Source organism: Kitasatospora sp. NPDC001309, from assembly GCF_042896295.1.
Taxonomy (GTDB): Bacteria; Actinomycetota; Actinomycetes; order Streptomycetales; family Streptomycetaceae; genus Kitasatospora.
Genome location: NZ_JBIAXC010000003.1, coordinates 42,747 through 66,209 on the forward strand (window position 1 = coordinate 42,747; position 23,463 = coordinate 66,209).

Here is a 23,463-nt window from a genome sequence, read left to right on the forward strand (position 1 = left end):
CCCGCTGGTCCCGGCCCGTCGGGCCGCCGCAACACACCGATAGTTGGAGGAAGTTCATGTCCGTTTGGCTGATCACCGGCAGCTCCCGTGGCCTCGGCCTGCACATCGCCCGGGAGGCGCTGGCCAGCGGTCACCAGGTCGTCGCGACGGCGCGTGACACGGAGGTCGTGCGTGCGGCGCTCGGCGACGCCGGCGGCGAGGTGCTGTACCTGCCGCTCGACGTGACCGACGAGCAGCAGGCGCAGGAGGTCGCGCGGGCCGCGTACGAGCGCTTCGGCCGGATCGACGTCCTGGTGAACAACGCCGGCCGGGGGCTGCTCGGCGCCGTCGAGGAGGCCTCGGACGCCGAGGCGCGCGCGGTCTACGACATCAACGTCTTCGGCCTGCTCGCCGTCACCCGGGCGGTGCTGCCGTACATGCGCCGGGAGCGGTCCGGCCGGATCCTCAACATCAGCTCCGTCGGCGGGTTCACGGCCGGCTCGGGCTGGGGCATCTACAACAGCACCAAGTTCGCCGTCGAGGGCCTCAGCGAGGCCCTGCGGGCCGACCTCGCCCCGCTCGGCATCCACGTCACGATCATCGAGCCCGGGGTCTTCCGCACCGACTTCCTGGACGCCTCCTCGCTGCACAGCACCACCCCGATCGACGACTACGCGCAGACCGTCGGCAAGACCCGCGACTGGGCGGTGGACAACAACCACCAGCAGCCCGGTGACCCGGTCAAGGCCGCCCGCGCGATCGTCACCGTGGCCGCGTCGGACGCGCCCCCGGTGCGCCTGCCGCTCGGCGCGGACTGCGTCGCCCGGGTCGAGAGCAAGCTCGAGACCGTCGCCAAGGAGCTCGACACCTGGCGGGAGCTCGCGCTGGACACCGCCATCTGATCAACCGTCTCCGGAGAAGGAGGACCCCGATGAGCTCGGCGAGTTCGGCGGGGCGGGTGGACCCTCGGGTCTGGCTGCTCGCGCTGGGAACGTTCGCAACCGGTACCGACCTGTTCATCGTCGCCGGCCTGCTGCCGGCGGTGGGGCGGGACCTGCACCTCTCGACGGCACTCGCGGGCCAGACGTCCACCGCGTTCGCCGCCACCTACGCGGTGGGAGCGCCGATCCTGGCCGGGCTCACCGCCAAGTTCCGGCGCAAGCCGCTGCTCATCGGGGTCATGCTCGTCTTCGGACTCGGCAACCTCCTGTCGGCCGTCTCGGCCAACTTCACCGTGCTGCTGATCAGCCGGGTGATCACCGGCGCGGGCGCCGCCCTGTACTCGGCCAACGCCTCCGCGGTGGCCGCCCGGATCAGCCCGCCCGAGGTGCGCGGCCGGGCGCTGGCCATCGTCTACGCGGGCATGACCAGCGCCATCGCCTTCGGGGTGCCGATCGGCAACTGGATCGGCGAACTCTCTTCCTGGCGCTGGGCGTTCGGCCTGGTCGCGGTGCTCGCGGCCGTGACCGTGGCCGGCATCCAGTTCTTCCTGCCGGACGTGCCCACCGGCCCCGGCGCCACCGTCCGGGAGCGGATGGCCGCGATCCGGATCCCGCAGGCCCCCACGCACCTGCTGGTGACGGCGCTGTGGACGGCGGGCACGTTCACCGTCTACACCTACCTCGGCTCCATCCTGGAGCAGGTCACCGGGCTGTCGGCCGGCCAGCAGTCCTGGGTCCTGCTGCTCTTCGGCGTCGGCAGCTTCGGCGGGGTCTTCGTCGGGGGCCGGCTGGCCGACCGCTTCGGCTCGGTCGTCGGCCTCTCGATCACCATCACCGCGCTGGGCCTCTGGCTCGTGGTGCTCACCCCGACCCTCCAGTGGCCGCTGGTCGCGGCGCTCGCCGTCGGCGTGTGGGGCCTGGTGCACTGGCCCAGCTTCCCGCTGCTGCTGCACCGGGCCCTGGGCATCGGCGGGGACCGCGGCGACATGCTCCTGGCGCTGAACAACAGCGCCGTCTACGTGGGCCAGATGACCGCCGCCGCGGTCGGCGGACTGCTCGCCGACGCGGACATGCTCCGCTGGAACCCCCTGGCCGGCGCCGGCTTCGAGCTGCTGGCCGGCCTCGCCCTCGTCGTCAGCGTGGGAGCGCTGCGCCGCAACCGCAAGCGCCCGCAGCCGGTGGCCGCGCCCACGGACGCGGAGGAGTCCAGCCCCGCGCTGCGGGGCTGAACCGCGCCGCGCGGCATCGTCCACGGCCGTACCGCCGTCCACCGCCGTCCATCACCTCCAGTACCTCCAGCACCGTCCACCGCCGTACCACCGGCGGCCGGGCGCCGACGAAGGAAGCGCGTCCCGAACGAAGGAACCCCATCCCGCAGGAAGGACACAGCATGTCTTCTCACCAGGAGATGGAAGTCGAGACGGGTCACCGCCTCGCCCCGGAGGTCCGCGCCCTCGCGGACGGACCCAACTTCGCCGCCCTGACCACCCTGATGCGCGACGGAACCCCGCAGACCCAGGTCGTCTGGGTCTCCACCCGGGGTGAGTACCTCGCCCTCAACAGCGAGGTGGGGCGGCAGAAGGTGCGCAACCTGCGCCGCGACCCGCGGGCCACCGTCACCATCTGGCAGCAGGACGACCCGCTGAACTTCGCCGAGATCCGCGGCCGGGTGGTCGAGGAGGTCCTCGGCACCGAGGCCCGCGAGCACATCGACGAGCTGTCCCGCAAGTACCTGGGCGGCCCCTTCGCCGAGGAGTTCATCGCCTCGGACCGCGTGCTGCTGCTCGTCGCCCCCGACCGGCAGCTCGTCCGCGACCACGCGCGCTGGGTGGCGGGCCTGCCCCAGCCCCAGCAACAGCAACAGCACCAGTGACCGCTAACCGTCCACCCATGCGTGAGGAGTCACAGTGAAGCGCCGCATCCTGATCATCGGAGGGGGCATCGGCGGTCTCGCCGCCGGAGCCGCACTCGGACAGCAGGGCATCGACACCACCGTCGTCGAGATCCAGTCGGAGAACCTCGTCGCCGGCGTCGGCATCAACATCCCGGGCAACGCGCTGCGGGCCCTGAGGCAGCTCGGCCTGCTCGACGAGGTCCTCGGCCACGGCTTCACCTTCGACCGCGTCGACTTCCACGACTCCGCCTCCCGGCTGCTGCTCGCGCTGCGGTCGAAGCTCGGGGTCGACGGCGTGCCCGCCAACTGCGCCATCCAGCGCAAGGACCTGGCCCGGATCCTGGAGAAGGCCTGCGTCGACGTGGGCACGGTGATCCGCTACGGCACCTCGGTGGAGAAGATGAGCACCACCGCCGACGGCGGGGTCGAGACCGTCCTCACCGACGGCAGCACCGAGCACTACGACCTGGTGGTCGCGTTCGACGGGATCCGCTCCTCCTTCCGCAAGGCGGCCCTCGGCATCGAGCCCCGGTTCACCGGCTACTCGGTGTGGCGGGTGGCCCTCGAACGGCACCCCGAGGTCACCCGGAACATGTACTTCCAGGGCATGGGCACCAAGGCAGGGCTCTTCCCGCTCAATACGGATGTCATGTACCTGTTGCACGTGACGCCCGAGCCGGGCAACCCGCGCCACGCGCGGGAGGACTTCCACGGCCACCTCACCCAGCGGCTGGCCGGCTACACCGGCCTGATCGGCGAACTGCGCGACCGCATCAAGCCGGACGACGACATCGTGTACGCGCCGATCGAGGAGGTGCTCCTCCCGCTGCCCTGGTACCAGGACGGGCTGCTGCTGCTCGGCGACGCCGCCCACGCGATGGCGCCGCACCGCACCCAGGGCGCGGCCATGGCCATCGAGGACGCCGCCGTGCTCGGCGAGACGCTCGGCCGGGACGGCGACCTGCGCGAGCTGCTGGCCGAGTTCCAGGACCGCCGCTTCGTCCGCGCCAAGATCGCCCAGGACGCCTCCCGCAACATCCTCCTGTCCGAGATGAACACCACCGACCAGGCGTCCCTGGACCGGCAGCTCGACTTCATCCGGAACGGCCTGGAAGCCGTCGCCCACCAGGTGGACGACGCGCTCAACCAGCCGATCTGACGCCGCACCGCTCCGAAGGGACGAACGCGTGACCAGCACCCCCGCCCCCCTGCCCGACCCGCACCGCCCACCCCTCGGGGCGGCCGACTTCGACGCCCACGTCCGCGCCCTGATGGCCTGGCACTTCGACGACCGCACCGGCTCGCCGTTCTGGCTCGCCCGCCGCGCGGACCTGGGCTTCGACCCGCGCACCGATGTCGCCGGCGCGGCCGACCTGCTCCGCTTCCCCGACGTCAGCCGCGAACTGCGCACCGTCCCGGCGGCCGACCTGATACCCCGGGGCGCCGCACCGGGCCAGGTCTTCCGGGTCTACGAGTCCGGCGGCACCACCGGCGCCCCCAAGCGGATCGTCGACGGCAACTACCGCTCCCGGATGGGCGCCTGGACCAGGCGGCTGCTGACCGAGCACGGCGTGCCCGCGACCGGCGACTGGCTGCACCTGGGCCCCACCGGCCCGCACGTGGTGGCCTTCGACACCTCCCGCTACGCCGAGCCCGCCGGCGGCCTGTGCTACACCGTCGACCTCGACCCGCGCTGGGTCAAGCGCCTGCTCGGCTCCGGCCGGCAGCAGGAGGCCGACGACTACATCGACCACCTCCTCGACCAGGCCCGCGAGGTCCTGCTGAGCCAGCCGGTGCGGGTGCTGAGCACCACGCCCCCGCTGATCGAGGCCATCTGCGCCCGGCCGGAGCTGCACGAACTGGTGGCCTCCCGGGTCGGGGCGATCATCTGGGCCGGCACCTCGTTCAGCCCGGAGAGCCTGCGCGTGGTGCGGGAGGACTTCTTCCCCGACGCCCGCCTGGTGGGGATCTACGGGAACAGCCTGATGGGCGTGGCCCCGCAGCGGGTCCGGACGCCCGAGGACGTCCACGCCTGCGTCTTCGAGCCCTTCGCCGAGACCACCCGCCTGGACCTGGTGGACGAGGACGGCGAGCCGGTCGGCTACGGCGAGCGCGGCCGGGTCAGACTGCACCTGGTCAGCGAGGAGATGTTCCTGCCCAACGTGCTGGAGCGGGACACCGCCGTGCGGGTCCGGCCGACCTCGGACGGCGGCGTCGACGGCCTCGCGGAGGTGACCAGCGTGGCGACCTTCGAGGACGCCGACGTCGTCGAGGGGGTGTACTGAGTGCTCGTCATCGACCCGCTGGTCGCCGGTGAGCACCGGCCGAGCGCCGACCGCACCGTCCTGACCGACGTGCACGGCGAACCGCTCGCGGACGTCGGCCTCGCCCCCCGGCTCGCCGCCCAGGCCGCCGTCAACCGGCTGCGCCGCGACGCCGACGGCCTGCCCCCCGAGCCGGAGGTGTTCCGTACGGCCGCGCGGCTGTTCGCCACCGCCGAACTGGACGGCGAGAGCGCCGACGCGTACGTGCGCCACACCGTGCGCGGCACCGGCCTGGCCTCCACCACCGTCCGGCGCGGCCTGGCGGACATGGCCGCCGAGATCGAGGAACTGCCCGCCACCACCGCGGCGGAGCTGCCCGCCGCCCGGCTGACGCCGACCCACCGCGTCCACCGGGCGCCGGCGGGCCGGCTCTTCACCGCCGTGATGGCCAGCAACCACCCGCTGCCGCACGCCACTTGGGTGCAGCCGCTGCACCACGGCTACAGCGTCGTCGTGCGGCCCGGCAGCCGCGACCCGTTCACCCCGCGCCGGCTGGCGGCCGCCCTGCTGGCGGCCGGGCTGGCGCCGGAGAAGCTGGCCCTGCTGCCCAGCCCGCACGCCGTCGGCTCGTTCCTGCTGAACGCCGCCGACCGCGGCATCATCTACGGCAACGAGCAGGCGGTGAGCGACTGGAGCGACCGCGCCCGGGTCGCCACCCGCGGCCCGGGGCGCTCCCGGGCCCTGCTGGACCTGCCGCTGACCGACGCCCTGCTGGACCACCTGGCCACCAGTGCGGCCTTCGACGGCGGGACCCGCTGCACCAACCTCTCGGCCGTCCTGACCAGCAACGACGTCCACGACACCGCGGCCGCCCTGGCCGGACGGCTGGCGCACCTGCCGGTGCTGCCCGCCGCCGACCCGGAGAGCGTGCTGCTCGTCGTCGGGCGCGAGCGCGCCGACGGGCTGCGCCGGCAGATGGCCAAGCTGGCCACCGAACTCACCGACCACAGCACGCCGTTGTACGGTGAGGACTTCCTGGTCGACCTCGGCGACGGCTCCTTCCTGCCGCGCCCCGTGGTCCTCGCCGCCGACCGCGCGGACCACCCGGCCGTCGGCACCGAGCTGGCCTTCCCGTTCGTCGTGGTCGCCCCCTGGAGCCCGGCCGACGGCATCGCCCCGCTGCGGCCCTCGCTGGTGCTCAACCTGCTGACCGAGAACGCCGCGATCACCGGACAGGCGCTGCTCGACCCGGCCGTCCGGAAGATCACCGACGGCGCCGTCCTCCCCTGGGAGCTGGTGCCGGGCATGCCGCACGACGGCAACTACACCGAGTTCCTGCTGGACGCCAAGGGCGTAGTCACACCGGCCGGGTGACCCGGTCGCCGTCCCCCACCCCACCGTCGGGAGTCTTCACCATGTCCAGTCCGACCGGGACACCCGTGCCCGCGTCCGCGCGCTTCGCACGGCTGCCCTCCCTGACCGGCATGCGGTTCTTCGCCGCGTTCATGGTCTTCCTCTTCCACTCGACCCTGCCGCCGTACACGCCGTTCACGGGCGGCACCGCCGTATCCGTCACGCACGCCGTCAGCAAGGCGGGCTGGCTGGGCGTCGGGTTCTTCTTCGTCCTCAGCGGCTTCGTGCTGACCTGGTCGGCCCGCCCGGGGGACAGGCCCCGGCAGTTCTGGCGGCGCCGGTTCATGAAGATCTACCCGAACCACGTGGTGACCTTCTTCATCGCGCTGGCGCTGTTCGCCTACATGAAGGCCACCTGGACGGCGGGGATCTCCAACCTCTTCCTGCTGCACACCTGGATCCCGGACGCCAAGGTCTTCCAGAGCATCAACCCGCCCGCCTGGTCGCTCTCCGTCGAGGCCGTCTTCTACCTGTGCTTCCCGCTGCTGCACCGGGCGATCCAGCGGATCCGGCCGGAGCGGCTGTGGCTGTGGGTGGGCATCCTGGCCGCCGCCGTGGTCGCCGTCCCCGCCGTCGCGTACGCGGTCCTGCCGGACTCCCCGGCCATGCCGCTGAAGTTCGAGGCCTCGGTGTGGCAGTACTGGTTCGTGTGGCAGCTGCCGCCGTTCCGGATCCTGGAGTTCGCGGTGGGCATCCTGATGGCCCGGATCGTCATGACCGGCCGCTGGATCAAGTTCCCGGTCCTGCCGGCGCTGGCGCTGGTCGCCGTCGCCTACGTGGTCGAGCTGAAGTGGGTGCCGTGGCTGTACGCGATGAGCGCGGTGACGCTGATCCCGGTCGCCCTGCTGATCGCCGCGATGGCCAGCACCGACATCGCGGGCCGGCCCTCGTTCCTGCGCAAGCGGGTCTTCGTCTGGCTCGGTGAGGTCTCGTTCGCCTTCTACCTGGTCCACGACATCACCGTGCACGTCTTCGTCGACCGCTTCGGCCTCAGCGCGTCGCACAGCGCCCCGGTCGCGGCCGGGATCCTCGCCAGTGAAGTGCTGATCAGCGTCTTCTTCTCCTGGCTGCTGTTCATCGGCGTCGAGCAGCCGCTGATGAAGCGCTTCGCGCGCGGCCGTCCGGCGCAGCCGAGCGGCGCCGCAGGCGGTGCCGGCAGCGCCGAGCCCGACGGCCGGCCGGCCGAAGCGGTGCGGACGCACTGACGCCCGCGCCACCCCCCTGAACCGGGGTGGTCGCGCCACGCCCCCCGGCGCGGCCACCCCCTCCCTTCCCCGCCCTTCCCTTCCCCTCGCCCCGGCGCGACCGCAGGACGCTCCCCCCTCCGGCAGACCGACAACAGCCCAGGAGACCGATGATGAGCCCCCTCCAGCCGACCGCCGAACTGAGCGCCAGCACCCGGATGCTGCTGGCCTGCGACGGTTCCACCACCCTGCTCCTGCAAGCCCTCACCGGCCACGACCTGTCGATCCGGGTCGACGCCCAGGGCGACACCCCGGCCGGCCGCCTCCCGGACGGCATCCGCTCCGCGCTCGGACTCGCGGACTCCGCCGTCGTCCTGGAGCGCCGCTCCTGCCTGGTGACCCCCGAGCAGGAGGTGGTCAGCATCAACCGGGTGGTGTTCGACGGGGCCGCCCGCAGCCGGATGGGCGTGCCCGACGCGCTCACCCCGATCGGCCTCCAGCTCCGCGACCAGCAGGTGCACCAGCACCGCGAACAGCTGTCCACCGGACTCATGCGCTGGCGGGACAGCCTCACCGAGCAGTGGGTGGACTCCGCCTTCAAGGAGTACGTCATCCACTACGCCGCCGGCGGACAGGCCTACGTGCACGAGCAGTTCAACCCGCACATGGTCCAGCTCGCGAACGACTGAGACCCGTCACCGCCTGATCGCCCTTCACCACAGCGAAGGAACTGTCATGCCCCAGGCTCTCGCGACCGCCGAACAGGCGGCCCGCACCCCGCACTCGCACGCCGGAGACCAGACCGGCTGGCGCTTCTACCGGGCGGCCCAGCAGCCGTCCTGGGCCGATCCGGCCCGGCGCGACGAGGTCTGCGCCGACCTCTCCGGCCGTCCCGTCCTCACCCGGCTGCCCGACCTGCTCCAGCTGCGCCGCGAGCTGGCCGGCGTCGCGGCCGGCGACGCCCACGTGCTCCAGGCCGGCGACTGCGCGGAGGACTTCGCGGAGTGCACGGCCGAGCACGCGGTCCGCAAGGAGCGCGCCCTCGTGCGCCTCGCCGACACCGTCGCGGTCTCGACCGGGATCCCGGTCGTCCGGATCGGCCGGATCGCGGGCCAGTTCGCCAAGCCCCGGTCCGCGCCCACCGAGGACGTCGACGGCCGCCCGCTGCCGGCCTTCCGCGGCCACATCGTCAACTCCGAGGCCCCGGACGCGGCGGCCCGCAGACACGACCCCGAGCGCATGCTGCGCGCCTACCGGGCCGCCAAGACGGTGGCCGACGCCATCGAGGGGCGGCACGACCGCAGTCCGGCGATCGGACGGCGCACCTGGATCAGCCACGAAGCCCTGGTGATGGACTACGAGACGGCCCTGGTGCGGTTCGACGAGTCCGCGGGCGGCTGGTTCCTGGGCTCCACCCACCTCCCGTGGATCGGCGAGCGCACCCGGCACAGCGAGGGCGCGCACGTGCGCCTGCTGGCCGACGTGATGAACCCGGTGGCCTGCAAGGTGAGCGGCAAGGCCGAGGTGCAGGACCTGCTCGACGTGGTCGGGCGCCTCGACCCCGAGCGCGAGCCCGGCCGGCTGACGCTGATCTCCCGGTTCGGCAAGGACGACGTGCGCACCCGCCTGCCGGCCCTCGCCCAGGCCGTCAAGAACGCCGGACACCCCGTCGTCTGGCTCTGCGACCCGATGCACGGCAACACCTACAAGGCCTCGAACGGCATCAAGACCCGGCGCCTGGACGACGTCTGCGACGAGATCCGGGGCTTCGTCTCCGCCCTGCGCGGCGTCGGGATCCGCCCCGGCGGCCTGCACCTGGAGACCGCCGCCGACGACGTCACCGAGTGCGTGGGCGCGAACGTGCCGGACGAGGCGGCCCTGACGGCGCGCTACACCAGCCTCTGCGACCCCCGGCTCAACCCGGTGCAGGCCTCCCTGGCCGTCGACGCCTTCCTGTCGGCCCTGTAGCGAGGAGGACTCCCATCGACTTCGACGGCGGGCACCCGCCCTTCTGCGTCCTCCTCGGCCCCGACTACTCGGGCAAGTCCTCGGCCCTCGACCGACTCGCCCGGACCGAGCCCCGGTGGCAGTTCCTCTCCGTGGACGACACCCGGCTCGCCCCCGAGCACGAGCTCATCGGCCGGCTGCGCCGCAACGTCGTCAAGGACGTGGCGCCGCACCCGGGCGTCTGGTCCCCGGACTTCTTCGCCACGCTCGTGCAGACCGCCGTCGTCCACCTGCGCGACCAACTGCTGCGCGCCGACGCCGGGACCCCCGTCGTCGTCGACTCCTACTACTACAAGCTGCTGGCCAAGTGCCGCCTCGCCGGAGCGGGGGACAGCCCCCTGCTCGACTGGTGGCGCACCTTCCCCCGGCCGATCCGGGTGGTCTACCTCGACGTGCCGCCCGGGACGACCTGGGAGCGCAGCCGGCAGGGCGCCGACCTCAACGTCCTGGAGCACTACGGCCCGCAGCCGGACCCGGCCGGCTTCCGGCGGTACCAGAGCGACCTGGCCAAGGTCATGCGGGACGAGATCCAGGACCTGCCGGTCACCGTCATCGAGGAACTGGACCGCCCGGAGCTCACCGCGGCCGCGATCCGGGAGGTGGTCACCTATGAGTTCTGCTGAGGCCTGGTCCGACCCCGTCCGGCTGCGGCGCTACCGCGAGCGGGTGTTCGCCGAACGGCGGGGCCTGCGGGCCGCGTTCACCGACCCGGCCGGGAGCCAGCGGCAGGTGCTGACCGACCTGCTGGAGTTCAACGCGGGCACGGAGTACGGGAAGCGGCACGGCTTCGCCCGGATCCGCACCCTCGACGAGTACCGCGGGGCCGTCCCGGTGCAGACCTACGCCGACCTCGAACCGTGGATCGAACGGGCCGCGGCCGGCGAGCGGAACGTCCTGACCGCCGACCACCCCGCCGTGTTCTTCACCAGCAGCGGCAGCACCGGCGCCCACAAGAAGATCCCGGTCACCCCCCGCTTCATGCGCACCACCTTCTTCCCCTTCTACTACGCCGCGTGGGCGCCGCTCATCGAGCACTTCCCGGAGGTCCTGGAGTCCCCCGGGGCGGTGCTGAACCTCAAGCACGACCCCGTCGCGGCCCCGCCCACCACGGCCTCCGGGCGCCCCCACGTCGGCGCCAGCCAGGTCGACTTCGGGACCGCCTTCGGGGAGCCGCTGTCCGCGGAGCCCGGCACCGGCGCCCCCTGGGCGACCCTCCCGGTGCCCGTCGCGGCGGACCGGCACGCGGAGAAGATGTACCTGCGGCTGCGCCTCGCGGTCGAGAGCGACGTCCGCTGCGTCATCGGCATCAACCCGGCGATGGTCGCCGCCCTGCCGTACCAGCTGAACCTGTGGTGGCCCCGGATCGTCCGGGAGGTCCGGGACGGCACCCTCGGCGGCCTGCCGCACCGCGCCCCCGACCCCGCCCGGGCCGCCGAACTGGAGCGCCTAGCTGAGCGGCACGGCACCGTGCGCCCGTGCCACGTCTGGCCCCGGATGCGCGCCCTGTTCTGCTGGACCACCGGGGTGGCCTCGCTGTACCTCCCGCGGCTGCGCGAGGAGTACGGCCCCGGCGTGGTGGCCCTGCCCGCCCCCGTGGCCGCCTCCGAGGGCCCGGTGGGCGTCGCCCTCGACCGGCACGGCCGGGCGGGCAGCCTGGTGGCGAACGCCGCGGTGTACGAGTTCGCCGACGCCGACCGGGACCTCGGCCCCGACACCGCCACCCTCCGGCCGCACGAACTGGAGCCGGACCGCGACTACCACGTGGTGTTCAGCCACGTCGGCGGGCTCTACCGGTACGCGGTGGGCGACGTCGTCCGGGTCGTCGACCACCAGGACGGCGTGCCGCGCCTGGAGTACGCCGGCCGGGCGAACCGCTCCGACCACGCCGGTGAGCGGCTGCGCGACGCCCAGGTGACCAGGGCGCTGCACGGCGCGCTGGACGCCACCGGCCTCGAACTGCGCAACGTCGCCTGCCGGGTCGCCGGAGCCCCGCACCGCTCCCCGGGCTACGAGTTCGCCGTCGCCCCGCGCACCCCGTGGCGCCCGGAGGAGTCCGAGCGCTTCACCGACCTCCTCGACCGGGCCCTCCAGCGGCAGTCGGCCGACTACCGCACGGCGCGCGGCCGGGGCCGGCTGGCCGCCCCGACCCTCCTGGGGCTCGACCCCGACGCCTTCCTGCGCGACTGGCAGGCCCGGGTCGAGAGCGGCATCCGCCCCACCCAGGTCAAGGACCGGCTGTTCAGACAGGACCCGCAGGAGTGGGCCCGGCTGACCGGACAGGGCCCCGAAGGACACGGCACAGCAGCCCCCTGAGCCGGCGACGAGCCGCCGCGGGCCTGCGCACCCACCAACCGGAGGACCGACATGACCGCTTCACTGGACGCCGTCGAACGCACCGCGCTCCTCACCGCCGCCCTGCGCGCCGCCGAGAGCAAGCGCCCGGACCGGCTGTACGAGGACCCGTACGCCGCCGCCCTCGCCGGGGACATCGGTCCCGAACTGCTCGCCGAGGTGATCCGCGCGACCTTCCCGCCGGGCCGCGAGCGCACCATCCCGAGCACCCCCGACTACAACGCGATCCGCACCCGGTTCTTCGACGACTACCTCCGGGCGGCGGCCGAGGACCAGGACACCACCCAGATCGTGCTGGCCCCGGCCGGCATGGACTCCCGCGCCTACCGGCTGGACTGGCCCGAGCGGGTGCGCTGGTTCGAGGTCGACCGGCCGGCCGTGCTCGCCCACAAGGCCGAGCGGCTCGGGGCGACCGAGCCGCGCACCGACCACCGGACGGTCGCCGTCGACCTCACCGAGCCCGACTGGGAGGCCCGCCTGGAGGCCGCCGGGTACGACCCCGCCGTCCCCTCCACCTGGCTGCTCGAAGGGCTCCTCTACTACGTCCCCGCGCCCGACGCCCACCGCGTCCTGGAGCGGGTGGCCGCGATCTCGGCCCCCGGCAGCCGGATCGCCGCCGACATCGTCAACGCGGCCGCCCTGACCCTGCCCCACATGCGCGGCCTGCTCGACGTGTTCAGCGGCTGGGGCTGCCCCTGGCTGTTCGGCACGGACGAGCCGGAGGAGCTCTTCGACCGGCACGGCTTCGACGTGCGGGCGACCCAGCCCGGCGAGGCGGGCGCCGACTTCGGGCGCTGGCCCGACCCGGTGCCGCCGCGCAGCGAGCGCGACGTGCGGCGGGTCTTCTTCGTCCACGGGCGGCGGCGCTGACATGCCGACCGCAGTGATCGTCGGCGGAAGCGTCGCCGGGCTGGCGAGCGCGCTCGCCCTGTCCGGGACCGGGTACCGCGTGCTGGTCCTGGAGCGCGCCCCGGGACCGCCGCAGTGGTCCACCGCGGATCCCGGCTCCGGGTGGCGGCGCCCGACCGCGCCCCAGGGCCTCCAGTCGCACACCCTCACCTCGCTCGGCGTCCGCGTCCTGCGCGAACGCGCACCGCGGCTGCTGGCCGACGCCGGGGCCGCGGGCGCGACGGTCCTCGACCTCACCCGGGCGCTGCCCGCCGACGCCGCCGACAGCGCCCCGGAGCCCGGCGACGGCGACCTGGTCGCGCTCGGCTGCCGCCGCTCCACCCTGGAGCTGCTGCTGCACCGGACGGTCAGCGACACGCCCGACGTCACCGTCCGGCACGACACCACCGTCACCGGCCTCGAACTCCACCCCGGGCACCGGGGCGTGGCGGCCGTCGTCACCGGCGCGGGCGAGCGGGTGCGCGCCGACATCGTGGTGGACGCGACCGGGCGCCGGGCGCTGTCCCGCCGCTGGCTGCACGACGCCGGCATCCCGGTGACCGCCGACCGCACCAGCGCGTCCGGGCTGGTCGGCCACACCCGCTTCTACCGGCTGCGGGGCCGTGCCCTGCCGGGGCCGCTCAACCGCGGCCACGGCGTCGGGGACGTCTACGACCACTACGCGGGCGTGCTGCACCCCGGCGACGACGGCACCTTCTCCATCGCCCTCGGCTCCCTGCCGGGCGACCGCGTCCTCCAGGCCGGCCTGCGCACCCGCACCGGGTTCACCGCGGCCGCCCGCGCCACCCCGGGCCTCGCCCCCTGGCTGGAGGACGGCGTCAGCTCCCCGATCTCGCCGGTACGGGTCATCTCCAGCCCGCCCAACACCCTGCGCGGGGCGGCCGGCCCGCGGCAGGTCCCCGTCCCGGGCCTCTTCCAGGTCGGCGACGCCGCCTGCATCACCAACCCGCTCTTCGGCCGCGGCATGTCGCTCGCCCTCGACCACGCCTTCCGGCTCGCCGACCTGCTGGCCGAGCAGCCCGACGTCGACGCCGCGCAGCGCCTGGCCGTCGCCCGGATGACCCACGAGCTGTTCCTACCCTGGTACGAGCAGGCCGCCGGGGCCGACCGGCTGCGCAGCGCCCGCTGGCAGGCCGCCGTCGACGGCCGCCCCGCCGTGCCGGTGCCGCCCACCGGCGGGCTGCCCTCCGGCGCGGAGATCGCCGCCGCGGCCCGCACCGACGGCACGGTCTGGCGGGGGCTCACCCGGATGCTGATGACCCTGCGCACGCCCGCGCAGCTGTTCGCCGACGACAAGTTCCTGGCCCGGGTCCGGCAGGCGGCCCCCGCCGGCCCCGCGCCGACCCCGCCGCCCGGCCGGGACGAGCTCCTGCGCCGGGTCACCGCGACAGAAGGGACTCGCGCATGACGACGACCCTCCCGGTGGCGGGCCCCCGCCCGCGACCGGACGCGGCGGACCGCCCCCGGGTGCTCCTCGCGCCCGTCACCATCACCCCGTCCAAGCCGCTCACGCCGAGCCACCTCAAGGGGCTGCTGTGGACGGACGTGATGTACCGGGCCACCCGCCCCCTCGCGGACGTCGCCTACCGCTACAGCCACACCACCTACCACGCCACCGAACAGACCCTGGGCTTCTGGGAGTTCCTCGACCGCAGCCGGGGCGCCACCGACTACGGCGACCTCACCGAGGAGCGGATCGGCGAGCTGTACGTCGCCTTCCGCGCGGCCGAGCGCGCCCCCGCGCAGGCCCTGCTCCCGTACGCCGAGGCGGTCGAACGCGGCTGGGTGCACCCGGTGGGCACCCGCGTCCTCCAGCTGTGGTCCGGGCACTACGCGGCCCTCGGCCTGCACGACCCGGGACTGCTGCGGCACCAGCCGCCCGGCCTGGGCCTGGACGCCGTCCTCGACCGGCTCACCGCGCTCGGCATGTGCCTGGACCAGCGCGAGGTCGGCGGCCCCGTCTACCTGGACCTCACCCGCTTCGGACTGCCGCTGCGCCGGCTGGTCACCGCGGACGGGCGGCCGAACTACCTGGCCTGCGCCCTGCGGGAACTCATCCCGCTCGCCCCGGACTTCGACGAGCTGGTGCTCCTCTACGACCACGAACTCGACTCCGACTACCAGCAGTTGGAGCGGGTGCTGAGCGAGTTCGGCCCGCGCGTGCGGCGGGTGCCGGTCGGCCGGGTGCCCATCGAGGGCCGGATCCGCTCCGCGCGGCAGGGCGGCTGGCGGGGGCTGCACGCCGGGACGCTGATCGACGCCGCCCGCGCCGAGCACCACGAGGACGCCGTACGCCTGGGCATGCGGCTGTACTTCATCGCCGTGCTCGGCCCCGGCCGGCAGCAGTCGTTCCGCTCCGACCTGCTGGCGCAGTGCCTCCGGCGGGCCGAACGCCTGCTGGAGGAGGCCGGTCCGGAGGCGGACGCCGCGGCGCTCCGGGAGCAGCTGGTACAGCACCGGAAGGACCACGTGTACGTCAACCCCTACCGGCTGACCTCCCACCTCCTCGGCAGGCGCCGCGCCGCGCCCGCCGAGGACCTGCTGCAGGCGGTGTTCCTGTGAGCGCCGGGGCCGCCTCCACCACGCAGGACTGCTTGCGCGAACAGGAGGCGATGCGGATCCGCGCGGCCCGTCCCGACCTCGCCGCCCGGCACGACCTGACCTCGTACGACGGCCTGACCGCCGCCCGCGGCGACATCACCGCGGAGGGCGACACGGGCAGTTCGGTCGTGGTGGTGCTCAAGGCCTTCGACCTGGCCCGGTGGGTGCGCGACACCTGCGTCTTCGCCCTCGGCGTCGAACCCCGGCAGGCGGCGGACTGGCGGACCTCCTTCACCCGCACCGTCTTCCTCGCCGGCAACCCGGAGCAGTTGCGCGAGCGGTTCCGCTTCGCGCACACCGCCGCCGACGGCTCCGCGGCCTGGACCGCGCCCGGGCCCGCCGCCCGGACCTCCGCGCTGCGCAGGCTGCTCAAGGCCTTCGACGCGCCCGCCCGGCTGCCGGACCGGCCGGACACCCTGGTCGAGATCCCCGGCGGGCCCCACCCGCCGGGCCGGCCGCGGGCCCGCCGCGACCTGTACGTCGCCACCGCGGAGTGCACCATCTCGGAGGCCCTGGTGCACGTCAACCACGTGCTGGCGGAAGCCGTCCTGGACGGCCACATCGCGCCCGGCGACCACCTGGTGGTGCACCAGGTGCCCCGGATCGTCGGGGCCCCCGCGCACCTGGTCACCGTGCGCGTGACCACCGAGAAGCACCTTCCCGGACGGCTCAAGGCGGCCGCCGGACTGACCGAGGAGGCACGCGTTGCCTGAGCAGACCCCCACCCCCGAGCGGATCCCGACGGCCGGGAACCCCCCGACCGTCCGGTTCGGCTACCACGGCTCCACCGAGGTGGTGGACCGCATCGTCCGGCTCGCCGGCCGTGAGCGGGCCGACGTGCGGCTGGTCGAGTACGACATCGCCGACCCGTTCCGCGGCGTCCGGGCGGGCGAACTCGACGTGATGATCGTGAAGTTCGGCATCCACGAACCCGACCTGGTCACCAGCCGGGTGCTCACCGAGGACGCCCGCGCGGTGGTCGTCGGCTCCGGGCACCCGCTGGCCGGCCGGGCGTCGGTCTCCATCGAGGAGCTCGCCGACTACGACGCCTTCGCCCCGCCCGGGGACTTCCCCGCGTACGTGTGGGACGACGTGGTACCGGCGCGCACGCCCGCCGGGCGGCCCATCCGCCGGGTGCGCCGGGTGCGCACCGTCCCGGAGATGATGCGCACGGTCGCCGCCGGCGACGCCGTGCACATCTCGCTGGTCTCGCTCGCCGACCTCGCGCCGCCCGGCATCGCGGTGGTGCCGATCCACGACCTGCCGCCCGCCCCGGTCACCCTGGCGTGGGTCCGCGGCGCCGAGGTCCACGACCACGTGCGGGAGTTCATCACCACGGCCGAGGCGGAGGCCTCCCGGTGACCGTGACCGCCCCCCGGACACCCGCCACCCGTAGGCCCGGCGCCCGCACGCCCGTCGTCCTGCTGCACGCGCTCTCCCTGCACGCCTCGATGTGGGCGGCCCAGGAGCGCGCCCTGCGCGCCCTGGGGCGCACCGTCCTGGCCGTCGACCAGCGCGGTTTCGGATCGGCCCCGCTCGGCGACGCCCCGCCCTCGCTCGACGTGGTCGCCGACGACCTGGCCCGCACGCTCGACGGGCACGGCCTGGACCGGGTCGTCCTGGCCGGATCGTCCATGGGCGGCTACGCGGCGATGGCGTTCCTGCGCCGCCACCCCGACCGGGTCGCCGGGCTCGCCCTGCTCTCCGCCCGCGCCACCGCCGACGACCCCGAGGACGCCGCCCAGCGGCTCCGCTTCGCGGAACTGGTCCAGGACCCGGCCCACCGGCCCGTGCTGGTGGAGCGGGTCACCCCGCTGCTGCTCGCCGACTCCACCTGCGCCGAGCGCCCCGACCTGCTCGCCCGGGTCCTCGCCGACGCGCGCGCCGCCGACCCCGCCGCGCTGGCCTGGGCCCAGCGGGCGATCGCGGCCCGCCCCGACTCCACCGACGTCCTGCGGGCGGCCCGGGTGCCCGCCCTGGTGATCGCCGGCGCGCAGGACGCCCTGGTCGCCCCGGAGGAGTCCCGGTACGTCGCGGACGCGCTGCCGCAGGGGCGCCTGATCACCCTCACCCGCACGGGCCACCTCCAGCCTCTGGAGGCCCCCGAGGCGGTCACCGACGCCCTCCGCGGCCTGCTGGCCGAGGTCGACGCCACGGCGGACGCCCGGAGCGGGGCCCGGGCGTGCTGACCGAGGACCACGAGGCCTGGGGGCACACCTCCTCGACCGGCCTCGGCTTCACCCACCACGCCATCGTCGACGCGCACTTCCGCGCCTGCGAGGAGACCTATCTGGACCTGCTCGGCCGGGCCGGCCTGCGCCCCGGACAGCACGTCCTGGACGCGGGCTGCGGCCCCGGCGACTTCCTGCCGCACCTCGCCGCGCTGGTCGGCGCAGGCGGCCGGATCACGGCCGTCGACCTGGCCGAGGAGAACGCCGCGCTCGCCGCCGAGCGCGCGGCCGCCTGGCGGCTGCCCTGCCCCACCGAGGTCCGCACGGCGGACCTGCTGGACCTGCCCTTCCCGGACGACGGCTTCGACGCCGTCTGGTGCGCCAACACCGTCCAGTACCTCGACGACGACGAACTCGACCGGGCGCTCGCGGAGCTGATCCGGGTCGTCCGCCCCGGCGGCACCGTCGCGGTCAAGGACCTGGACGCCCACCTGATCACCGCCCGGCCCGCCGACCCCTACCTGTTCACCGACTTCTTCCGCGCCGCGGGCGCGCGCCCCGGCTACGCCCGGCAACTCCTGCGCACCCGCGAGCTCCAGCGGCACCTCAGGAGCGCCGGGCTCACCGGGGTGCGCGGGCGGACCGTCCTGATCGAGCACCACGCCCCCCTGGCCCCCGCCGCCCAGGACTTCTACAAGGCCGCGTGCGCGCAACTGGCCGGGCAGGCCCTGGCCCTCGGCCTCGACGACGGGTGGCGGCGGTTCGCCGACCCGGCCGACCCCGCCCACCCGCTGGACGACCCCGACGGCTACGTCAGCGAGGGCAACGTGCTCGCCGTCGGCACCGTGCCCGGCGCTTCCCACTGACCGCGGAACCCGCCGCCCAGGCAACGACGAGGAGCCCGTAGCACCATGCCAGCGACCACCACCGCCCCCTGCCCGCCGGCCCCCGGCCGGGTACCCGTCCTGGGCCACGTGCCCGCACTGCTGCGCCGGCCGCTGTCCTTCTTCGAGTCCACCAGGACCGGGGACCCGCTGGTGCGGGTCGGGTTCGGGCCCGTCGGCCTGTACCTGGCCAACGACCCGGCCCTGGTGCACCGCATCCAGGTCGACACCGCGGCCTTCGAACGCGGCCGCTTCTTCGACGTCCTGGCCGGGCACTTCGGGAACCCGCCGATCGCCTCCGACGGCGCGGGCCACCGGCACCAGCGGCGCACCCTCCAGCCCGCGTTCAGCCGCACCAGCGTGCGCGACCACACCGGGGCCATCGTCGAGGAGGCGCAGCGGCGCTTCGGCGCCTGGCGGCCCGGCACGCCGGTCCGGGCGGACGAGGAGGTCTCCGACTTCGTCGCCGCCGTGGTGCTGCGCTCCCTGTTCGGCGCGGACCTCGCCCCGGCCGTGGTGCGCGACATCCGGCACACCCTCAGCCTGATCTCGGGCAAGCTGCTCGCCGGGACCGTCTTCCCCGAGGCCCTGACGACCCTGCCGACCCCCGCCAACCGGCGCTTCCAGGCCGCCATGGGCCGCTTCCACGCCGTCATCGACGCGCTGATCCGGGACCGGCGGGCCAACCCCGGCCCGGTGCCCGACGTGCTCGACATCCTGCTGAAGGCGACCCACCCGGACACCGGCCGCCCCTTCACCGACCACGAGATCCGCGGCGAGGCCCTGATCCTGGTCTTCGCCGGCCTGGAGACCACCAGCACCACGCTGACCTGGGCGGTCTTCGAGACGGCCGTCCGGCCCGAGGTCCAGCAGCGGCTGCACGACGAGGCCGCCCGCGTCCTGGACGGTCGGCCGCTCGGCTACGACCGGGTCAGGGAGCTCTCGTACACCCGCAAGGTCGTGGACGAGACGCTGCGGCTGCACGCGCCGATGCTCTCCACCCGGCGCGCCCGGCACGACGTCGTCCTCGCCGGAACCCTCGTCCCGGCCGGCGCGGAGGTCGGCTACAGCCCGCGCGCCGTGCACCGCAACCCGGCCGTCTACCCGGACCCGCACCGCTTCGACCCGGAGCGCGCCGCGGCCGACCCCGAGCAGGCCCCGCCGCCCGGCGCCTACGTCCCCTGGGGCGTCGGAGCGCACCGCTGCATCGGGGAGCACCTCGCCGCGACCACGATGACCGTCGCCCTGGCCACCCTCGCCGCCCGCTGGCAGCTGCGCATCGCGCCCGGCGCCCGGATCCGGATGGCGACGAGCTCCCTGCCGTACCCGCGCAGCCTCCCCCTGGTGGTGCGCGCGCGCGGCCGCGACGGTGCCGAGTGACCCAGGAACGACCCCCGCAACCGAAGGAGCCCGCCGTGGCATCGGCGACACCGCCCCGACCGTCCGTCGACACCGGGGACCTGACGATCACCCGGCTGCTGCGCCGCAACGCCCGCGCCTTCCCCGGCCGTCCCGCGCTCACCGGCGGCACCGGCCCCGACGCCACCACCCGGACCTGGTCGCAGCTGCGCGCCGAGACCGCCGCGCTCGCCCACGGCCTTGCCGGGCTCGGCCTGTCCCGCGGCGAGCGGGTGCTGATCGCGATGTCCAAGCGGCCCGAGCACTGGATCACCGACCTGGCCGCCGTCCACCTCGGCGCGCTGGCCTGCACCCCCTACGACACGCTGAGCACCGAACAGCTGCGCTTCGTGGCCCGGCACAGCGCGGCCACCGTCGTGGTCCTGGAGGGCGCCGAGCAACTGCGGCGCTGGCAGCCGGTGCTGACGGAAATGCAGGGGCTGCGCGCGGTCGTGCTGGTGGAGCCGGCGGCCGTCCCCGCGGGTGACCCGCGGTACGTCACGTACGCCGAGCTGACCCGCGAACTGCCCGACGAGCGCGCCTTCGACGAGCTGACCGACACCGCGACGCCCGACACGCCCCTGACCGTCGTCTACACCTCGGGCACCACCGGCGACCCCAAGGGCGTGGTGCTCTCGCACCGCAACGTCATCCACGAGTCGATGATGCAGGACCGCCTCGTCCCCGTGCCCGCGCACCCGCGCACGATCGCCCACCTGCCGCTGGCGCACATCGCCGAGCGGGTGCTGGGCATCTACATGCCGATCTGTAACGCGGGCCACGTCACCATCTGCGACGACCCGGCCCAACTGGCCTCCGCCCTGCGGGCGGTGCGCCCGCACGCGCTCTTCGGCGTGCCGCGGGTGTGGGAGAAGCTGGCGGTCGCGGCGCGCGCCCGGCTCGCGGCGCTGCCGCCCGCGGAGGCCGCGGCCGTCGACGAGGCGCGGGAGACCGCCGTCGAGGTGTACCGGCTGCGGTCGGCCGGGCGGTCGGTCCCGAACGAACTTGCTTCCCAGTATGAAAAGTTGGACGATGTCGTGCTGCAGCCGCTGCGAGCCGCCATCGGGCTCGACGACTGTCACCGCGCCCTCAGCGGCGCGGCGCCCATTCCCACCGCCGTGCTCGAGTTCCTGGCCGGGCTCGGGCTCTCCGTCTACGAGGTGTGGGGGCTCAGCGAAACCACTGGGGCCGCCACCGTCAGTACGCCGGAGGTCTTCGCGCTCGGCGCGGTCGGCCGTCCGGGGCCCGGTATCGAGATCCGGACCGGTGCCGACGGCGAGCTGTTCCTGCGCGGCCCCGTGGTGTGCGCGGGCTACCTGCGCGCCGACGGCGGCCTCGACCCCGCCACCGACGCCGACGGCTGGCTGCCCACGGGCGACGTCGGCGCCGTGGACGACCGCGGCCTGGTCACCATCACCGACCGCAAGAAGGAGCTGATCATCACCGCAGGGGGCAAGAACATCGCCCCGACCAGACTGGAATCCCTGCTGCGCGCCCACCCGTTGATCGGCCAGGCCGCCGCCATCGGCGACCGCCGACGGTACGTCACCGCGCTGCTCGTCCTGGACGAGGACGCCCTGCCCACCTGGGCGCGGGCCAACGGGGTCGACGCGGCGGAGCTGGCCGACCCGGCCCGCCACCCGGCCGTCCGGGCCGCCCTCGACCAGGCCGTCGCCGAGGCCAACGCCGTCCTCGCCCGGGTCGAACAGATCAAGAAGTACCGCCTGCTGCCCGGCCCGTGGACGCCGGAGAGCGGTGAGCTGACGCCGAAGCTCAGCCTGCGCCGGACGGCGATAGCCGAGCTGCACGCGGACGCCATCGAGTCGATGTACGGCGCGGACTGACCCGGCTCCGCCCCCGCCCGACCGGCCGAGCACCCGAGCACCTGACCACCCGTCCGACCCCGACCCTTCCTTCCCCGCGTCCCAGAACCCCGACTCTCGATAAGGAGCCACCCCTGTGTCCGACGGGATCCGTCCCCACAACAGGGTCGCCCTACTCGCCGTGACCTGCATCGGGCAGTTCATGGTCCTCCTCAACAACACCATCACCAGCGCGGCGCTGCCGGACATGCAGAAGCGCCTGGACACGACCCTGACCGGGCTGCAGTGGATCGTGAACGCCTATGTGCTCGCGGTGGCGATGCTGCTGCTGGCCGGCGGCGTCTTCGCGGACCGCTTCGGCGGCAAGCGCGTCTTCCTGGGCGGCATGGCGGTGTTCACGCTCGCCTCGCTGGCGTGCTGCCTGTCCGCCTCGGTCGGCTGGCTGCTGGCCGCCCGCATCCTCCAGGGCATCGGGGCCGCGGCGCTCAGCCCCGCCAGCCTCGCGCTGCTCGCCTCCGGCTACCCCGCACCGGGGGACCGGGTGAAGGCGATCGGCCAGTGGGCCACGTTCAGCGGGATCGGCCTCGCGGTCGGGCCCGCGGCCGGCGGCCTGCTGGTGCAGGCCTTCGACTGGCGTGCCATCTTCCTGATCAACATCCCCATCGGCGTGGTGACGCTGATCGTGGGCGCGCGTATCCTTCCGGACCGGCGCAACCCCGAAGCGCCCCCGCTCGACGTGCCCGGCCAGGTGCTGGCGCTCCTGGTCGTCGGCACGCTGGCCTTCGGACTCACCGAGGCCGGTGACAAGGGCTGGACGGCGCCGCTGATCCTGTCCTGCTTCGCCGCGTCGGTCGTCCTGCTGGTGCTGTTCCTGGTCGTCGAGGCCCGCTCGGCCAGGCCGATGCTGCCGCTGCGCCTGTTCCGGCTGCGGCTGTTCACCGTCTCCAACGCGGCGATGATCGTGGTCGGCTTCGGTCTGATGGGCTCGGGCTTCTTCTTCACCCAGTTCTTCGCCACCGTGCAGGGCCACTCGGTGCTGCGCTCGGCGATGGAGACGCTGCCGTGCACGCTCGCGATGGTGGTGTGCAGCCCGTACGCCGCCCGGATCGCCGCGCGGTTCGGCTTCCGCAGCGTCGTCACCGTGGGCCTGGTCCTGGCCGGGGCCGGGCTGGTGACGATGGCCGCCGTGCACACGGACACGCCGTACCTGAACGTGTGGTGGCGCCTGGCGGTCACCGGTGTCGGCTTCGGCCTCACCATGTCCCCGCTGACCGGGGCGGCCATCTCCTCGGTCAGTGTCCAGGAGGGCGGCCTCGCCTCGGGGATCAGCAGCACCACGCGGCAGATCGGCGCGGTCTTCGGGGTCGCGGTGCTCGGCGCCATCGTGCGCACGCGCCAGGAGCACGGTGCCTCCTACAGCAGCGGTCTGAACACCGCGTTCCTCACCGCCGGGGTCGTCACCCTGGTGAGCGCCGTGTTCACCGGCCTCTGGCTGGTGCGGCAGCAGGCCCCCGCGGCCGTCGTCCCGCAGAGCGTCCCGACGGCCGCTCCCCGGCCCGAGGGCGAGCCGGTGCTGACCGACCGGTCCTGACAAGCAAGGAGGGTGGCCGCCCCGTCCGGGGCGGCCACCCTCGCACGACCCG

At 74.4% G+C, this 23,463-nt stretch carries 21 protein-coding genes; all 21 read left to right on the forward strand.

Annotated elements, in window-relative coordinates; translation table 11 throughout:
- Positions 1-56: 56 nt before the first annotated feature.
- The 21 genes from ACFY2K_RS04175 to ACFY2K_RS04275 all read left to right on the forward strand — a co-directional run bounded on the left by ACFY2K_RS04175 (position 57) and on the right by ACFY2K_RS04275 (position 23,411).
- Positions 57-881, forward strand: coding sequence for an oxidoreductase (locus ACFY2K_RS04175; protein WP_380396542.1), 825 nt, complete (start codon positions 57-59; stop codon positions 879-881).
- A 29-nt stretch (positions 882-910) separates the two neighbouring features.
- Positions 911-2,149 carry an MFS transporter gene (locus ACFY2K_RS04180; RefSeq protein WP_380523217.1) on the forward strand — a complete coding sequence of 413 codons (1,239 nt, stop codon included), beginning with the start codon at positions 911-913 and terminating at the stop codon, positions 2,147-2,149.
- Positions 2,150-2,310: 161 nt separating this feature from the next.
- Complete coding sequence (locus tag ACFY2K_RS04185) at positions 2,311-2,793, forward strand: PPOX class F420-dependent oxidoreductase (RefSeq protein ID WP_375887171.1); 483 nt, start codon at positions 2,311-2,313, stop codon at positions 2,791-2,793.
- Positions 2,794-2,827: 34 nt separating this feature from the next.
- Complete coding sequence (locus tag ACFY2K_RS04190) at positions 2,828-3,973, forward strand: FAD-dependent monooxygenase (RefSeq protein ID WP_375887173.1); 1,146 nt, start codon at positions 2,828-2,830, stop codon at positions 3,971-3,973.
- A 28-nt stretch (positions 3,974-4,001) separates the two neighbouring features.
- Entirely contained in the window at positions 4,002-5,099 is a 1,098-nt protein-coding gene (locus ACFY2K_RS04195) for a phenazine biosynthesis protein (RefSeq protein ID WP_380523215.1), read from the forward strand.
- Entirely contained in the window at positions 5,100-6,452 is a 1,353-nt protein-coding gene (locus ACFY2K_RS04200) for an aldehyde dehydrogenase family protein (protein ID WP_380586653.1), read from the forward strand.
- A gap of 41 nt (positions 6,453-6,493) precedes the next feature.
- Positions 6,494-7,696 (forward strand): acyltransferase family protein, encoded by a 1,203-nt coding sequence (locus ACFY2K_RS04205; RefSeq protein WP_380586656.1) that lies wholly within the window; start codon positions 6,494-6,496, stop codon positions 7,694-7,696.
- A 152-nt stretch (positions 7,697-7,848) separates the two neighbouring features.
- Positions 7,849-8,364 carry a hypothetical protein gene (locus ACFY2K_RS04210; RefSeq protein ID WP_380586659.1) on the forward strand — a complete coding sequence of 172 codons (516 nt, stop codon included), beginning with the start codon at positions 7,849-7,851 and terminating at the stop codon, positions 8,362-8,364.
- Between the two features lie 46 nt (positions 8,365-8,410).
- Positions 8,411-9,643: a 3-deoxy-7-phosphoheptulonate synthase gene (locus ACFY2K_RS04215; protein WP_380523211.1), complete on the forward strand. Its 1,233-nt coding sequence runs from the start codon at positions 8,411-8,413 to the stop codon at positions 9,641-9,643.
- 131 nt (positions 9,644-9,774) lie between these two features.
- Positions 9,775-10,305, forward strand: coding sequence for a hypothetical protein (locus tag ACFY2K_RS04220; protein WP_375887188.1), 531 nt, complete (start codon positions 9,775-9,777; stop codon positions 10,303-10,305).
- Positions 10,292-11,995 carry a GH3 auxin-responsive promoter family protein gene (locus tag ACFY2K_RS04225; protein WP_387709513.1) on the forward strand — a complete coding sequence of 568 codons (1,704 nt, stop codon included), beginning with the start codon at positions 10,292-10,294 and terminating at the stop codon, positions 11,993-11,995. Before ACFY2K_RS04220 ends, ACFY2K_RS04225 begins: the two co-directional genes overlap by 14 nt.
- Positions 11,996-12,046: 51 nt before the next feature.
- Complete coding sequence (locus ACFY2K_RS04230; RefSeq protein ID WP_375887194.1) at positions 12,047-12,904, forward strand: class I SAM-dependent methyltransferase; 858 nt, start codon at positions 12,047-12,049, stop codon at positions 12,902-12,904.
- A gap of 1 nt (position 12,905) precedes the next feature.
- On the forward strand, positions 12,906-14,351 hold the full coding sequence (locus ACFY2K_RS04235) for an FAD-dependent oxidoreductase (RefSeq protein ID WP_387709515.1): 1,446 nt from the start codon (positions 12,906-12,908) through the stop codon (positions 14,349-14,351).
- Positions 14,348-15,505: a hypothetical protein gene (locus ACFY2K_RS04240; RefSeq protein ID WP_387709517.1), complete on the forward strand. Its 1,158-nt coding sequence runs from the start codon at positions 14,348-14,350 to the stop codon at positions 15,503-15,505. Before ACFY2K_RS04235 ends, ACFY2K_RS04240 begins: the two co-directional genes overlap by 4 nt.
- A 32-nt stretch (positions 15,506-15,537) precedes the next feature.
- Complete coding sequence (locus ACFY2K_RS04245) at positions 15,538-16,257, forward strand: DUF6182 family protein (RefSeq protein ID WP_375887202.1); 720 nt, start codon at positions 15,538-15,540, stop codon at positions 16,255-16,257.
- Positions 16,250-16,906: a LysR substrate-binding domain-containing protein gene (locus tag ACFY2K_RS04250; RefSeq protein WP_375887204.1), complete on the forward strand. Its 657-nt coding sequence runs from the start codon at positions 16,250-16,252 to the stop codon at positions 16,904-16,906. The genes ACFY2K_RS04245 and ACFY2K_RS04250 overlap by 8 nt, the downstream gene beginning before the upstream one ends.
- Complete coding sequence (locus ACFY2K_RS04255; protein WP_375887207.1) at positions 16,903-17,733, forward strand: alpha/beta fold hydrolase; 831 nt, start codon at positions 16,903-16,905, stop codon at positions 17,731-17,733. The genes ACFY2K_RS04250 and ACFY2K_RS04255 overlap by 4 nt, the downstream gene beginning before the upstream one ends.
- Positions 17,727-18,581, forward strand: a complete 855-nt coding sequence (locus ACFY2K_RS04260; protein ID WP_375887209.1) for a class I SAM-dependent methyltransferase — start codon at positions 17,727-17,729, stop codon at positions 18,579-18,581. Before ACFY2K_RS04255 ends, ACFY2K_RS04260 begins: the two co-directional genes overlap by 7 nt.
- A gap of 45 nt (positions 18,582-18,626) precedes the next feature.
- Positions 18,627-19,979, forward strand: a complete 1,353-nt coding sequence (locus tag ACFY2K_RS04265; RefSeq protein WP_387709520.1) for a cytochrome P450 — start codon at positions 18,627-18,629, stop codon at positions 19,977-19,979.
- 35 nt (positions 19,980-20,014) lie between these two features.
- Positions 20,015-21,841, forward strand: a complete 1,827-nt coding sequence (locus ACFY2K_RS04270) for an AMP-dependent synthetase/ligase (RefSeq protein ID WP_380523204.1) — start codon at positions 20,015-20,017, stop codon at positions 21,839-21,841.
- A gap of 181 nt (positions 21,842-22,022) precedes the next feature.
- Positions 22,023-23,411, forward strand: a complete 1,389-nt coding sequence (locus tag ACFY2K_RS04275) for an MFS transporter (RefSeq protein ID WP_387709715.1) — start codon at positions 22,023-22,025, stop codon at positions 23,409-23,411.
- Positions 23,412-23,463: the final 52 nt, after the last annotated feature.

Excerpts from the sequence above, each read along its gene's own strand:
- ACFY2K_RS04175 (WP_380396542.1), top strand. The coding sequence starts at position 57 with ATGTCCGTTTGGCTGATCACCGGCAGCTCCCGTGGCCTCGGCCTGCAC.
- ACFY2K_RS04180 (WP_380523217.1), top strand. The coding sequence starts at position 911 with ATGAGCTCGGCGAGTTCGGCGGGGCGGGTGGACCCTCGGGTCTGGCTG.
- ACFY2K_RS04185 (WP_375887171.1), top strand. The coding sequence starts at position 2,311 with ATGTCTTCTCACCAGGAGATGGAAGTCGAGACGGGTCACCGCCTCGCC.
- ACFY2K_RS04205 (WP_380586656.1), top strand. The coding sequence starts at position 6,494 with ATGTCCAGTCCGACCGGGACACCCGTGCCCGCGTCCGCGCGCTTCGCA.
- ACFY2K_RS04210 (WP_380586659.1), top strand. The coding sequence starts at position 7,849 with ATGAGCCCCCTCCAGCCGACCGCCGAACTGAGCGCCAGCACCCGGATG.
- ACFY2K_RS04215 (WP_380523211.1), top strand. The coding sequence starts at position 8,411 with ATGCCCCAGGCTCTCGCGACCGCCGAACAGGCGGCCCGCACCCCGCAC.
- ACFY2K_RS04225 (WP_387709513.1), top strand. The coding sequence starts at position 10,292 with ATGAGTTCTGCTGAGGCCTGGTCCGACCCCGTCCGGCTGCGGCGCTAC.
- ACFY2K_RS04230 (WP_375887194.1), top strand. The coding sequence starts at position 12,047 with ATGACCGCTTCACTGGACGCCGTCGAACGCACCGCGCTCCTCACCGCC.
- ACFY2K_RS04235 (WP_387709515.1), top strand. The coding sequence starts at position 12,906 with ATGCCGACCGCAGTGATCGTCGGCGGAAGCGTCGCCGGGCTGGCGAGC.
- ACFY2K_RS04240 (WP_387709517.1), top strand. The coding sequence starts at position 14,348 with ATGACGACGACCCTCCCGGTGGCGGGCCCCCGCCCGCGACCGGACGCG.
- ACFY2K_RS04265 (WP_387709520.1), top strand. The coding sequence starts at position 18,627 with ATGCCAGCGACCACCACCGCCCCCTGCCCGCCGGCCCCCGGCCGGGTA.
- ACFY2K_RS04275 (WP_387709715.1), top strand. The coding sequence starts at position 22,023 with ATGGTCCTCCTCAACAACACCATCACCAGCGCGGCGCTGCCGGACATG.